At 40.4% G+C, this 15,131-nt stretch carries 7 protein-coding genes; 6 read left to right on the forward strand and 1 reads right to left on the reverse strand.

From position 1 onward, the window contains the following. Window positions 1-84: 84 nt before the first annotated feature. Complete coding sequence (locus tag LI091_RS12830; RefSeq protein ID WP_173733970.1) at window positions 85-1,533, reverse strand: RNA-guided endonuclease InsQ/TnpB family protein; 1,449 nt, start codon at window positions 1,531-1,533, stop codon at window positions 85-87. A 295-nt stretch (window positions 1,534-1,828) separates the two neighbouring features. Between LI091_RS12830 and LI091_RS12835 the strand changes: the two genes are divergently transcribed. From LI091_RS12835 to LI091_RS12860, 6 genes are all read left to right on the forward strand, one after another. Continuing rightward, a complete protein-coding gene (locus LI091_RS12835) occupies window positions 1,829-3,052 on the forward strand; it encodes a leucine-rich repeat domain-containing protein (protein ID WP_173733971.1) in 1,224 nt (407 codons plus the stop codon). An 88-nt stretch (window positions 3,053-3,140) separates the two neighbouring features. Further along, window positions 3,141-3,995 carry a leucine-rich repeat domain-containing protein gene (locus LI091_RS12840; protein ID WP_173733972.1) on the forward strand — a complete coding sequence of 285 codons (855 nt, stop codon included), beginning with the start codon at window positions 3,141-3,143 and terminating at the stop codon, window positions 3,993-3,995. An 85-nt stretch (window positions 3,996-4,080) separates the two neighbouring features. Next, window positions 4,081-4,977: a leucine-rich repeat protein gene (locus LI091_RS12845; RefSeq protein ID WP_173733973.1), complete on the forward strand. Its 897-nt coding sequence runs from the start codon at window positions 4,081-4,083 to the stop codon at window positions 4,975-4,977. A gap of 204 nt (window positions 4,978-5,181) precedes the next feature. After that, window positions 5,182-5,724 (forward strand): type IV toxin-antitoxin system AbiEi family antitoxin domain-containing protein, encoded by a 543-nt coding sequence (locus LI091_RS12850; protein WP_173733974.1) that lies wholly within the window; start codon window positions 5,182-5,184, stop codon window positions 5,722-5,724. Continuing rightward, window positions 5,725-6,537: a nucleotidyl transferase AbiEii/AbiGii toxin family protein gene (locus LI091_RS12855; protein ID WP_173733975.1), complete on the forward strand. Its 813-nt coding sequence runs from the start codon at window positions 5,725-5,727 to the stop codon at window positions 6,535-6,537. A 788-nt stretch (window positions 6,538-7,325) separates the two neighbouring features. Continuing rightward, the gene (locus LI091_RS12860) at window positions 7,326-15,083 is read left to right on the forward strand and encodes a SpaA isopeptide-forming pilin-related protein (RefSeq protein WP_265191220.1); all 7,758 of its coding nucleotides are present in this window, start codon (window positions 7,326-7,328) and stop codon (window positions 15,081-15,083) included. Window positions 15,084-15,131: the final 48 nt, after the last annotated feature.

Raw genomic sequence — 15,131 nt, forward strand, 5'->3', positions numbered from 1 at the left:
TAGCTGCGTAAAAAACAGTAGTGGTGGTATGGACCCACCCTGAATCTACGGGGCCCAGGCTCCGCACATCAGATGCTCAGTAATTTAATTGCCGAGTAGTTCACCAGCATCAACAGAAGTAAAAATCCAGTTGTTATGCTGTTTATATCTCTTATGCGAATCTGTAGGATTCAGCATGGCAAACCCAATGCTTTCTGGCGTTGAAAGAAAGTGAAAGTCTGATACATTTTTCCATGCATCCGGTATCGCTTTTCTGAGGATATTTGCTGCGCCATTGCAGTCTGCGTTGATGCAGTATCCTTCTTTGCATAAATATAATCCGCGTTCAATACGTCGTCCGGAAAATACCGGGCGGCGTTTTTCTTTGCCATAAACCGGCATATAGTCAGAAGCAGTAATGTCTGCTTTTGAAGTATAACTTTCTTCCTGTTCAATGACATCTACCCCTGCACGGAGTGCTTTATATTCTATCATCTGGCGAAGCCGGAAATGTGGGACAGACACAAAGTTCTGGTTGTTCCTTCTGCCAATACTTGATTTCTGTTTCCAGAGTTTGTTTACTCCAATCACAAGAATCCCGACGCGATGTTTAACACAGTACCTGACAATCTCAGTGCTGATTTTATGCATCTGGTCTTTTATGAAGCAGCTGTGCTTACGTGAAAGAGTAAGCAGATATCTTGATTCTGCATGCATTTTTGAATGGCCTTGTGTGATTAATGAAACTGCCTTTGCTTTTTTCTTGGCAAAAAGCTGATTTGATGACAGTACTGCACCGCCCTTGTATATTACAGATGAATTATCTGTACATGCTATAGCTGCGATATTGTCTGTTCCAAAATCAAGCCCTGCCATATAAGGCATATCAGGATAAAATGGCGGAGCCATATCCTCAACCACAAAAGTCATAATGTATTTATCATAATAAGGCTTAAATGTCAGCATACGTAAATCTGACTTATGGTCAACATAATTAATCGGGATGCGTTCTTTTTTCTTAAAACCTGGAAGCTTTAACTCATTGCCTGTAATGCATCCGTTTTTATCAATAACCGGATAAATCACGGCATCCTGATTTGTTACTGTAAAGGTCTTACGGTTTGATTTGCAGTATCCCGGCATTTTAGGTTTTCCGGTGTAATTGGATGGGTCTTTCTTATACTTCTTTAAACTGTCAAGCCATGTCTTAAAATCATGTACCGCATCTTTTAAAACCTGCTGCGCGGTCTGCATCGGAAGCCCGGCAAAGAAGTCAGGATTGCCTGTTGCCCTCATGATTTTATCAAGTGCAGCATATGAGAGGACATGGCGTGGCTTAAAGCTTTTATATACGGTTTCTGTCTGTTTGAATTCATCAAACACAAGCTGTTCCAAATCTGTCCGTTTCGTTTTATTCCATCCTGTAAAGACTTGGCGGATTCGAAAAAGGGCAGCATTATACAGATTCTTAGCAAGAGCAGAATTATCTTCAGCAAATGTAAAAATCTGTTCAAATGATTCTTTTGATATTACCATCGGAATTGCATTTAACATAATGGATGTCCTCCTTTCAAATCTTCTATTATTAATATGCCAAATTTGTATGAAAAAGTAAAATTTTCTGTGGACTTTTTTATGATACACGAATTAAAAAAAGGCATTCACCCACGCCCATGCGGTATGGTAAATCTAAGTAATATCATATCCTATGGACGTGGTACTCTGCCTAATTTGATAGAACAGAATCTGATGCTATAAAAGTAAAACCGCGACTGTATCGCGGTTTTTTTTGTATGCGCTAAAATGCGGCATATTAAGTGCAAATAAGAAGCAAAGAAAGGAGAAAAAAATGGAGACTAAAACAGAAGCACAACAGTACGAAATTGTAAGACAAACTGTAACAGAACGAAAAAACTCACATATTTCTTGCATAACAGGAAAACAAACAAAAGTGATTGTTGATGTACCGTCTGGAATAGCCCTTGATTACGTGGCGCTACATAATATTCTTAACAGCGAACTTGTAATGCATATAAACTACAATAATGGAGACTACTATACAGTCGACGGGATTCTGTACTTAAGAAACAAATTAGTGCGATGTCCCATAGGCAAGATAGGTAAAGTCGTTATACCTGAAGGCATTACAGAGATTAAGAACAGTGCTTTTAACATGTGCAAAGATATTACCTCTGTCGAATTTCCAAATTCTTTGAGGCAAATCGGAACTCATGCTTTTAGTTATTGTTTCTCTCTGAAATCTGTAGATTTTGGAAGCGGAATAGAACATATCGGAGTAGTCAACCCTGAGCAAAAAGAATGCCTGGAATCAGGGCAGGACATGTTCTATGGTTGTCGTAGCCTTAAAGAAATCACAATACCAGGGCAAGTCAAATCTATTGGCTGTAAAACTTTTCATTGCTGTGGGTTAAGAAAAATCAACTTACCAAAAGGAATTAACGAGATTGGAGCTTATGCTTTTTCCGGATGTGAAAATCTAAAGGAAATAAGTATTCCGGATTCGTTACTAAAAAACAAAAACAATAAAACCATTTCAAATATTGGTTTGCGTTATGTTGAAAAAGTTATAGTTTCAGAATTAACGGATAACATTTTACATGCCGGAATTTTGATAACTAATTCTTTTGATTCTGATATTGTTGAGATTGTAACACCAAATGATACTTATTATCTGCCGCGATACCTAACAGAAACCCAATTCTCCAAGCTAACAAGCAGTAAAATTAAATCAGAAGATTTTCTTGCTTGTAAATACAGCATACTGCCTGTTATTGGCGACTATGCAACCGTAAAACGATATTTGTACCTGCTTAGAAATAAACGTGGTGCGTCTGAAAGCGTAAAAGAACAAATTGAAAAAAGATGGAAAAATATTATTCAGTTCTTATCAAGAGGAAATGATTCAGAAACGCTGCTGGAGTTGATAAAAACTGATATCGTAACCGCTGAGATGCTGGAATATGTTTTACAGAAAGTGAAGGATGTTACGTTAAGGGCATATATCCTGGAAGAATCATCGAAAAAAGAAAAAAGAAGTATTCTGAATGTCTGAAAGCCTGCTGCCAAACGGCAGCAGGTTTTTTTGTTTGTCGATAAATCCAGCATGTTGTAGGCAAAAGGACAAAGAAAGGAATTAAAAAATGGAAGAAAACAATAATATGCTTGTGCGAAATACAGATACTGAAAGCGATATTATCTTTGTAGAAGATGGGGTTACAGAAATCGGAAATTTTGCCTTTCGTGGATGTACTGCAAAGGAAATCATCCTTCCAGACTCCGTGGAATCCATTCGGCAATGCGCGTTTGCCGGCTGCAAAAAATTGGAAAAGATTGTTTTTGGAAAGGGCCTGGAATATTGTGATGACGACATTATTTTAGGTTCACCAGTGCAGGAGATTGTATGGACAAAACCGATAGAATCGGAAGAGGACTCTGCCTTTCGGTCTTTACTGTACAGTCTGATTCGGGAAGAAGACACTGTATATTATCTGCACCCAGAAAAGAAATACGATGTTCTCAAAAGATTTCTAAGAACTGGAAAGCCGCAGAGGACATTTCTTCTTACATGCAATGGAAGGAGTGTACGCCTTCCGCGATATATCTGTAGTTACCTTCATAGGCTGATGATTTCTGATACAGCGTATAACTGTCTAACCAAAAACGGGAACGCTTATTACGAATATCGTAATCTTCATAGTTGCCTGTCTGATTTTCAGAACAGAGTAAGTGTTGCCACGGAATGGTATGTTATGGACAACCTGGAATGTGCTGAAGACTATCTAAGAATCCATGCAACATTAATCACAAAACGCATGACCGAAGAAGCTGATGATGAGACGTTGGCAATGTATCTTAATCTTGGTCTATTGTCTGATAAAGATTTACAGAGAACATTGCAATGGGCTTCCGAAAAGAACATGCCTACTTCGGTGGCATATATCTTGGACCAGATGAGAAAAAGAGGACTGAAGGCCAAAACCGAATTAGCATTGTAGCCGCAGGCTTTTCTGCGGCTTTTTTGTTGCCGATAAATATCGCATATTATAAATATACAAAACACTAAGAAAGGAAAAAAAGAAAATGGAAAAGAAGTTCGAGTATATTCAGAATATAACTGATAAGTTATTGGTGAAGTGCTACTGCCCGGATGAAAAGAAAATTGTAGTAGAAGATGGAGTGACTATGATTGGTCCATCTGCGTTTTTTGGCAGCAAAACAGAGGAAATTGTTCTGCCAGGTTCAATAGAAAGAATCTACGATAAGGCTTTCATGCGTTGCGAAAGTCTGGAACGTATTGTCATTGGAGGAAATAACCTGGAAGAAATTGGGGACTGTGTATTGAACGGATGCGTAAATCTTCAGGAGGTTTCGTTTGCTTCCGCTTTTGAATTGGAGGCAGAAGCATTTCAAGTATTTTCTAGACTGGTAAATAGTTGTATCAGGACTTATTACTTCATGAATACAGACAAAGCCGTTGCCAAGATGAAACAGGTGTTTACAAAAAGACGCAGGAACATGACACTTAAAATTTCTGCCGGCAAAAAAGGAATCGTTATTCCGAGATACGTGAACACATTACTGGGAAAGATTGTGTTTAACGCTCTTCTGGGGGGCCTGGACGAAAGAGCGTCAAGGGAAGATATCGCTTTCGACGCCAATGGATGGACGCTTGACGAGTTCCTCACTCACAATGTGAATGATGCAAAATGTTGCTTCTTAACAGCAATGGAATTCTACTTTTTGGAAAAAGACAAAAGTGCTTTTCAGTACCTCAAAAGCCATGCGACAGAAGGCTGTCAGATACTGACAACAGAAAAGGAAGACTATCTCATGACAGAGCTTGTTAAGATGGATATCATGGATGAGAAAGAATTAAACTATGCCATGCAAGCCGCTATTGATAATGGCCTGACCACAGCAGCCGCTTATATCTTAAATTCCCTGGACAAGAAAAAGAAAACGAAACTCAAAATCTAAGCACGCGAAAAGCGTGCTTTTTTTAACTTTTGGCGGAGAAATGAGCCGCAAAAAAAATAAGACATTTCAGTAATCATACACATCATCCCAATTCGTGTGTATAATTGCTTGACTACAAGAAGCAAATCGAATATAATATATTTAAGTAAAAATACACACGAGATAAGTTCATGTGTACTTTTACTCAAATTTGGAGGTGACATTATGATAATGACATACGCACAGTGCTTACAGGTATACGGCACAGATTATCAAATAAAGAAAAAAATAAAAGAAGGAAAACTATTTCAAAAAGAAAAGGGACTATATTCAGATACTAGATTTTGCTCTGACCTTGAAGTTATAAGCGTAAAATATCCAAATGCAGTATTTTCCGGAAGCAGTGCATATTATTACTATGGATTAACAGACGTAATTTCAGAAAAATATATGCTCACGACCAAACGTGAAGATTCAAGAATCAAAAGTAAAACGATAAAACAAAACTTCGCAAAAGATAATATATATGAATTTGGAATAACGAATATGGAATATCAAAATACAATAATCAGAATATACAGCAAAGAACGGTTACTTGTTGATTTAATACGATTTCGCTCAAGATATCCTTTGGATTATTATAAGGAAATAATCTCTGGATACAGAAATATTTTAGATGAGCTTGATTTTTTTGAAGTTGAAGACTATGCGATGTTGTTTAAAAACGGAGACAAAATCTTAAGCACAATACAGATGGAGGTAATGTAAGTGAACGTAAGAGAAGAGGCTGAAAAGCTAAAGTCTAAGGGATATAACGAGGACGACGCAAACGCAAGGATTTGTCAAGACATCATTCTGAAAGGAATTGCTGCAAGTGGATTAAGTCGGTCAGTAACTATCAAAGGCGGGGTCGTAATGCGAAATATTTCTCATAATGACCGTAGGGCGACCCAGGACGCCGATTTGGATTTCATCAAATACTCTATTTCCGATGACTCAATTACTGAATTCTTACGAAAGATAGAATCGACAATCGGTGTTAATATAACAATTAAACCACCAATTGCTACACTAAAACACAAAGACTACCAAGGAAAAAGAGTATTCATTACAATCACGGATGACTACGGAAATACATTGGAAAGCAAGTTGGATATTGGCGTACATAAAGACCTGGATATCAAGCAGGAAGAGTATTGTTTTGATATCTGTTTTCAGAAAGATGGAGCGAGTTTGTTAATGAATTCAAAAGAACAAATATTAACAGAAAAATTAAAATCATTCCTGCGATTTGGTACACGCTCGACGAGATACAAAGACGTTTTTGATATTTGTTTCTTATTGGATAACGTTAACATCGAAGAGTTAAAAACCTGTATTCAACATTACATATTTAATGACAAATCGTTACCAGTCTTCACGTATGCTGAACTGACAAAACGTATTCGACGTGTTTTCACGAATATTGGTTTTAAAAACAACGCGAAATCATCAGGAAAAAATTGGCTAGATATTACAACTGAAGAAGCGTTGACTCGAAATATAGAATTTATTGTATCACTGGAAGAGCCCGTTGCTTAAAACAACGGGCTCTTAATCTTGCGTTTTCTTGGTAACGGCTCCGGCAAAGCAGACGAGTTATTGATTACCTTCACAAGCCTGGCCGTGGTTTCTCACCCGTCGATGATGCCCTGAAATATTCGTAAGTCCCAAACTTTGGGTCGTTCTCATCATCTTTCTTGATTTCGAATCCATCATCAATGGACGGGGAAACCGCGGCCAGGCTTGCCGTCAGGGGAGGATTTCCGACCCTGAACAATTCAAGTTGTTCGTCGGATATAATTGGTTACAAAAGTGTACGGGGAATCGGAAACCCCGTCCACGTCTCTACACTCCGACTGCGTCGTCGTTTGTCAGCGGCCATGACCGCTTGGTACACGCGGGCATAGCTCGCGGTATCATCGATTGCATTTGCCATAGTCGTTTCTCCTTTTTTTTCTTCTTACATTTTCGCGTTCAGGAACAGTATGTCAGTTTTTTTCTAAAAAATCTTTTTAAAAAAACATTCCGAATTTTTTTTTATTTTGCATATTAAATATAGGGCGTAAGACTTTAGCCCTGAACATTGCGGTACACCGCAAACTCGTATCTTGAAAGAAAGCGTATTGCTTTGGAGATATAGCACCTGACAACTGAATATCTGCGAAAATGGAGGTGAATTAAAATGCCGATTCAAACACAAGATTGGATGCAAAGCCAGAAGATGGCTGTGCTTTTTCAATCCTTAATGAACAAGCCATAAGAATCCTTTTTTGTAATGAAGCAACGACTGCGTATGCAGTTTAAATCATAAAAAGGAGACTAAAAAAATGAAAGACAAAAAATGCTATAACCCTCCGGACTGGAGAAGAAAGAAAAAAGTATCTTCACGTTCTATCGCGGCAAAAATCGCATCAAGCATGCTTGCTACGGTTACTGCTGCAACAACGATTGCATCTCCGGTATTGACTTATGCCGCAGATGTGAACGGAATGGATACTGTTACAGAAACAACGACAGATGCCAGCCAGGGTGAGACTAAGACAATTATCAGCACCGATTCAGACAGCACAGAGACTGAAAAGGATGCAGAGACAAAGTTTCTGCTTATAAACCTGAAGACATCCGGCGGTAAAGTTGTCATCGATGAGAATGAAGATGACGAGCAGACCGTGAAGCTGGCTAATCATAAATCCGACGACGGAAAGACCGATGAAATGCGGATTGATGTTTACGACAAAGACGATATCCTCGTGTCAAGCGAAGATGCAGCAAAAAACAGTTATACATATGCTTACGAAGTAAAAGCAGACAGTGTAACAAATGTGAAGGCAGATGCAGATGAAGGATATATCTTGAAACTTTACGATATAGTTGAAGGAGATACGGAAAAAGATTCCGGTTTTGATGAAAAAACCGATGGAATTACCGGGGAATTTGAATATCCGGTATTTATGGATTCAAACGTGACCGTTAAGGTCGAATTTGAAAAAGAAGAAGTAAAAGAGGACGGAAAGACAGAAACAAAGGACTCTGCCGAGACGGGTGACCTGACGGTGGACGAATCAACAGATAAGACTGAAAAAACAGATGGGAACGAAAAGACTGCCGATAGCAGCAGCACTGATGCGGATGCAAAAGACAGCAGTGACAGCACCGGAGACCTGACGGTCAACGACAATGTTTACGTTTCACCTAATGGCCAGACTCAGACTGAAATAGGCACAGACGAAAACAGCAACGATGCAGAAACAGATGAGGATAAAGCCCCGGATAATGAGGATACCGCAGACACGGCTGACGACAGCACGGCTGAAACAGCAGATAATGCGGACTCGGTTGAAGATGAGGCTGATGCTGAAGACAGTTCCGAAGCAGGGGCAGCAGAAGAAGATGCTGGAGATGTGACAGAAGAGGATGCTGAAGCAGATTCTACTGAAACAGATACCACCGATACGGACACCGCTGAGCATTTCACTGATACATCAGATGCCGAAGGCGGATTAAACAAGGATGACTTCTCTTCCGCGCGTCTGCTGGTCATGACGGACGATGAAAATGATATCATTGACAAGGAGCATATGATTGGTTCTTATGGTGATATCTACCTGCTCCAGTATGAAAGTGCTGAGCAGGCAATGACGGCGTACAGCTATTACAAAGAGCACGTGGACGCAGTAGAACCGGACGCAAAGATTGCAGCAGCAAGTGAATCGGAAGGAGAGGCAACTCCATCCGATGAGAATGCAGTTGCAGCATTAAACAACGATGATTGTTCGACTGCTGCACAGAATAATGACAAAAAAGTCATTGCCCTGATTGATACTGGCGCATCCGAAAGCAAAAATGTGATTGACCGTGTGTCTCTTATTGATGATGTATTAAACGGTGGAACGCATGGCGATGACATGGTAAGCAATATCGTATCACAAAATGCAGGAGCACAGATTCTTTCAATCAGAGCACTTGGCAACGATGGCTACGGTTCTTATTCGGCAATCGTCTCAGCTATCGAATATGCAATTAACTCAAATGTAGATATTATCAACCTGTCAATGTATTCTCCAAAAACACTTGCAACAAGTGTTATTGAGGCAGAAATCCAGAAGGCTATTGATGACAACATCACAGTTGTTGGCGCTGCCGGTAATGATGGAAAAGATGTTGCGGGATACGTTCCCGGCTCAATCGAGGATGCATACGTTATCGGTGCAGCGACAGAAGATGGAATCCGGATAACTAATTCAAACTATGGAGAACTTGTTGATTTCTATGTTGTTGCAGATTCTACATCCGAAGCAGCAGCAAAATTCAGCGGATATATTTCAAAAAATGGACTTGAGGCAGTTGTCGAAGATAAATCAGGATTATTTTTTGAAAACGTAGCCAATGAAAATACCGATGTTGATGTTGTAGACAAAGATATCTCAGTAGACAAAGAAAGCGATACTATCTATGACCCAGTTATTGAAAAATACGTGAAAGAGCATGCAGATTCTGCGTATGTAGGAGAAGGCCAGCTCTCAATGGTAAACGTAATGGATGTGGATGCTACAATTGCTTCTGCTGACCAGCTGAACAAGGGAGAGACAATTGATACACTTATGTCTGGTGATGATTTTAGATTCATTACACAACAGACGGGACGAGTACCTGTTTATCAGCTGGGTAAAGACAGTAAGTATTTTGTAGCGTTTGCTGATGTTATGCATAACGACAAGAGGGCTACTGCGATTGATTACCAGATTGCATTAAACGACACAACCGGTTCTAAGGTTGAAGATACCTATTTTGATAAAGAAACAGGACTTTTATATATACCAAAATCTGCGTACTATGACGCAAATGGAAAGTATTATATCCAGTACATTCAGACACAGATTCTGTATTCTATAAAAGATTTTGATATCAAAAACACATGGAACTCTTCAGTAATTGCTACAACAGAAGAAGAAAACGGAAAAACAGAGTCAAAAATAAGCGGGGCTGATATCATTAACCAGAGAATGTCCGTTCAGATTGGAAAGAACATGGATGTAAATACTATGCTCGTTACAGCAAACGGCTTCCCGGTAGATGGCAAGTTCTATGCTTACGATTCAAAGACCGGCATGCTGACTCTTGGTTTTTCATCAGCAGTTATACAGTCTATATGGGTAGACGCTGTAAAGGATAAAAATGCACCAGATGTCGAGCCTGGAATGATGGCAGCAAAACAGACTCTTGATGAAATGGAACCTATCAATTCACAGGCCATCAGTGCAAATATAAGCAAATTAAGCCGCGGCTATGCTTTTCAATCCGCAATCAAGCTATTATATCCAGAAAAAGCATCCAGCGATGACTGGGCGGGAATCCACCAGTCCCAAAATGCCTTGCCGGCATATCGTGGACAGACGGGAAGCGATTCTACTTACGAAAATGCCTTGCTTGACTTCGTTTTTTACGGAAATAAAGCCGATAGCCAGTTCTTACAGGACAGCTGTGTATATAAGCCATTTAACGGAACAATATATCCATTTATTATAAAAGTTCCATCTATCAGCTGCACGGATATTAAATTCAACGAATATCCATGGGAAACCAATATGGCGATGGAGTGTACGCATACAGATATGCCTGGCTCTGACGGTTCTGTCCCAACAAGTAACTGGTACTCAGCAAAAATCTGGGCACGTGTCGTAAAAGTAGGTACAGGTTCAAATCCGTACGTAGTTTTAGCTATTTATACCAGTCAGTGTGCTGACCAGCACGGTTTTGGTTTATTCAAGGTAAAAGTTAGGGCTACGACAGGAAAACTGAAAGTACACAAGGTTTCAGGAAACGCAACTGCCATCAAAGGCAATGGAAGCTACAAACTAACAGGCGCTATTTACGGTATATATTCCGATAGTGCATGCAAAAAACTTGTAAAAACAGTTAAGACAGATTCGAGCGGTATCGTTACAGTGACAATAGGAACTGGAACATACTGGGTTAAAGAGCGAACAGCATCTCCGGGATATGGGCTTGATACAACACCGCATAAAGTTGAAGTCAAATCAAACCAGACATCTACAGTCAATTCGACGGAACCGCCACGGCCCGGAACCCTGACTGTAAAGAAAAAATACGATTTGTTCTCTGCCGTAGTAAAGAGTACAAGCCGAATCGGAAATATGAACACACACTTTGTTGTATATACAAAGAAAGACTGTAAGACCCATGCTAAAGATATTCACGGAAACAATGCCGTAATAAGCATCAAAAAAAATGCAAAAGTTGATAAAGCAACAGGAAGCGTTGCACTATGGGCTGGTACATATTACGTAAGAGAGGAAGGAAGAATCAGTGGAACTGCAAGTAATATAAAAATTGTTTATGGCCCGATTAAGATTAGTCCTGGTAAAACAACAGACCTTTCAAGCGCAGTCCCAAAAGATGAAAGAGGAAACGCAGTGCGTATGTCCGGCGATGGATATGTAAGAGATATCCCATTTACATGGAAAGGAAGACTGTTAACAAAGAAAAATGTTAAAAAGGAAACTCTTGCAGGAGCAATCTTCAAAGTTAATTACAGTGAAAGCAGTGGACGAAACGGAACAACATACAGTGTAAAACGTACATGGTATTTCTGTACAGATAACAAAGGAGAGCTGCTCTATGACGAAGCACATCTCGTAGATAACAGTAAGTACGCAAGCGCAGCTGCAAAAAATGCATATAAAGGAAAAAGTAAACCTTTATTCAAAAACCCAGTAACGGGTAACTGCTTCCTTCCGGTATGTACACTACATATACAGGAAGTCATGGCACCTGATGGGTATGAAAAAGATTCAACTGTCATTCCGATTGACGTTGCGGCACCAGCCAAGGACACTGATGTGGATACATGGACCAGTGTGGTGGCAAGGCTGACCAATGCGAACTATATTGCGTTAAATGATACAAACAAAGATAAATGGAGAGTTCAGGCGCAGGCGTATAAGGTAGACGAGAACGGCAAGCCTCTTGCCGGAGCTGCGTTCGGGTTCTACCAGACAGAAGCAGATGCAAAAACAAAGTTTCACGATGTCGCCAAGTTAGAGACCAAGGCCAACGGCTACACGGATACATATAAGTCAGAGTCGTTGAATGGAAATATCTCTTCTTACACACTATACTGCCGTGAAATCGTACCTCCGCCAGGATGTGCGCTGTCAGACACAATCTACACAAAGACATTCTCTAAGACAGCCTACGATGCCTTAAAAGCAAAAGACGCGAATACGCCTGGCGAACTCCAGACATTCGGAGACAAGACAGGAATCGTAAACAAAAAGACCGGCTGGAACTACTCCATGCAGGTAAAGAAAGTGGACGACAAAGGCAAACCGCTTGCCGGAGCCGTGTTTAGCGTTTACGCAAATAAAGACAATGCAGAAACTGATACAAACGCACTGTTTGAACTGACTACAGGAAAAGATGGACTGACACCGGTAAAGACACTAAAAGCAGCTTTCAGTGTGCCTTCCGTCACATACTACTGTAAAGAAACACAGGCACCGGAAGGATACCAGATAGGTTCGCCAAACAGTTCGGGTGATGAAGACGACAGTTCAAACGGAGGCACTGAAATCTATGAACAGACATGGACGTATAATGAATATAAAGCTTTGCCTTCATCCCAGCAGGGAACAGGAAAGAAAAAGAATTTTGGTCCGGAGTCTGGTGTAATAAATCCAGAAGTTTCATGGGCATTAAGATATGTTGTTAAAAAGGTTGATAACCAGAATAATCCTCTCGCCGGAGCACAGTTTAGTGTATATACAAACAAAGACTGCAGCGACGATTCAAAGATAGCAGACCTTGAAACAGATGAGACAGGCTATACCGAGACATTGTCTTATGAGCCGAAGTTCTCAACAAAATCAGTAACCCTGTATTGTAAAGAGACAAAGGCTCCAGAAGGATACGATATTGATAATACTGTATATAACCAAACATGGAATTATGCAGATTACAAAGAACCGACAACCGATGATGCCCCTGATGGAGAGCTGAAATACTTTGGCCCTGAATCAGGTATCGTCAATGACAATTCTGCTTGGACAATCCTGATGAATATTAAAAAAGTTGACCGCTTTAAGCATGGTCTGAAAGGAGCCAAATTTGGAGTGTATACAGATTCAAACTGCAGCAATGCTTCATTCGTAGGAGAACTCGAAACACTGGAAGGCGGAACGTCTGATTCTATGTCATACGATGTACCATGGAAGAATACTTCTATTACGTTATACTGTAAAGAAACGAAGGCTCCTGACGGCTACAAGATTTCTGATACCGTCTATAGCCAAACATGGTATAGAAGTAAATACGAGGAAATCAAAAAGGCTGCTGAACAGGAAGAGGCAGCAAACGCAGAGACCGAAGGAGACGGAAATACGGGTGATAATGTAAACGATGGAGATGAGGGTAACGGCAGTGAGGTAGATGACGTAATTGGTGAGACAAAACCTTTCGGCCCTACTGCGGGAGTCCCAAATGACCCTAAAACCTGGCGTCTTCAGTTTAAAGCAAAGAAGATTGATATGAATGGTAAACCGCTTGCCAAAGCCGAATTCACGGTCTATGCAGACAAAAACTGTACAAAGATTGTCGGAAACATGGTAACCGGTACTGACGGCTGGTCAAATACAGTATTCGTGGAAACTGCTGATATCGACGGTAATGGAACTGCTGCACAATACAAATTGTATTGTAAAGAAACAAAGGCACCTGAGTTCTATAAACTTTCCAATACCGTTTACGAGCAGACCTGGACAAGAAAGGGATATGATACCTGCAAAAATGAATACGGCGAGACTAAGATATTCGGCGCAGAATCCGGTATCCCGAACGAGCCACTCAAACCAGTAACTGTAACCGTACACAAGGAATCAAAAGCCGCTTCCGAAATCCTCGGTTTAAGCGGATACTCACTTGAAGGGGCTGAATTCTCCATCACGGACGGCGGCTCATTCAAAGGAACTTTAAAAACAAATGCAAAAGGAATCTCTAATTCGTTAGAACTTCCGAATAAGACTGCTGAATACACAATCACTGAGACAAAGGCACCTGCCGGACATGCGATATCAACACCGGCTTCGCAGAAGCTTAAGGTTACGATGCCGAATGACGCAAGCAAAGACCTTACAGTAACATTCAGCGATGACCCTGTATTCACAAAAAATGAATTCCAAATCACGAAAAAAAGTGAAAAAAATAATGTAATCAATGGTGTATTATTTAAAGTGGAATTTGTTGACAGCGATAACACGACAAAGAAAACCTGGTATCTGACGTCTGATTCAAGCGGTATCGTAAAGATGGATAATACCCACCTGAACACAGACACAACATATAAGAGCGACAGTTTTTATACATACAACGGAAAAGTAGTCATCCCAATCGGAGGAAAACTCAAGATAACAGAGATTAAGGCTCCTGGACAATATGTTGTTGACAGCACGCCAAAATATCTGACGACCGGAGTAAATGCGACGATGACGCTTGAAGCAATCAATAAGCTGAAACCGTGTAAGATTACTATCCGCAAGTATGATGTTGACGGAAAAACACCTTTGAAAGGTGTAACGTTTGAACTGAAGTTCATAAAGGAAGCAGAGAAACTGACGACAGCACGAGATGGATTCACCAGACTGCTGAAAGTTGGCGGAACTACGACCGGAACAACAGACGTAAATGGATATGTTGTATTTGATAACCTTGACCAGGGAGAGTATCAGATAACAGAAACAAAAACAACTTCAGGACATACACTCCTGAAAGACCCGATTACTGTAACGCTTCCAATCACAATGACAAAAGAAGAGGCTGTGAAGAACAAAGCAGACACTTCAAAAGCAACATGGGATGCGGCCACGAACAAGTGGCAGTTCTATGACTGCACCTTTGAGGTGGTAAACTCTGCGACGTTCAAGATGCCGATGTCTGGTGGAGCAGGAGACTGGAAGTATGGTATTATCGGATTTGGCACACTTGCGGTTCTTGGAACTGGATTAATCCTGATGGATGCCAGAAAGAAGAGGATTATGAATCTCCGGAAGCAGAAGAAACGCAGGAAGTAACTGAAAATGGATAACCACGAAAGATATGAAGTGGTAAAAAAAAGAAAT

The organism is Blautia sp. MSK20_18 (assembly GCF_020553125.1).
Taxonomy (GTDB): domain Bacteria; phylum Bacillota; class Clostridia; order Lachnospirales; family Lachnospiraceae; genus Blautia_A; species Blautia_A fusiformis.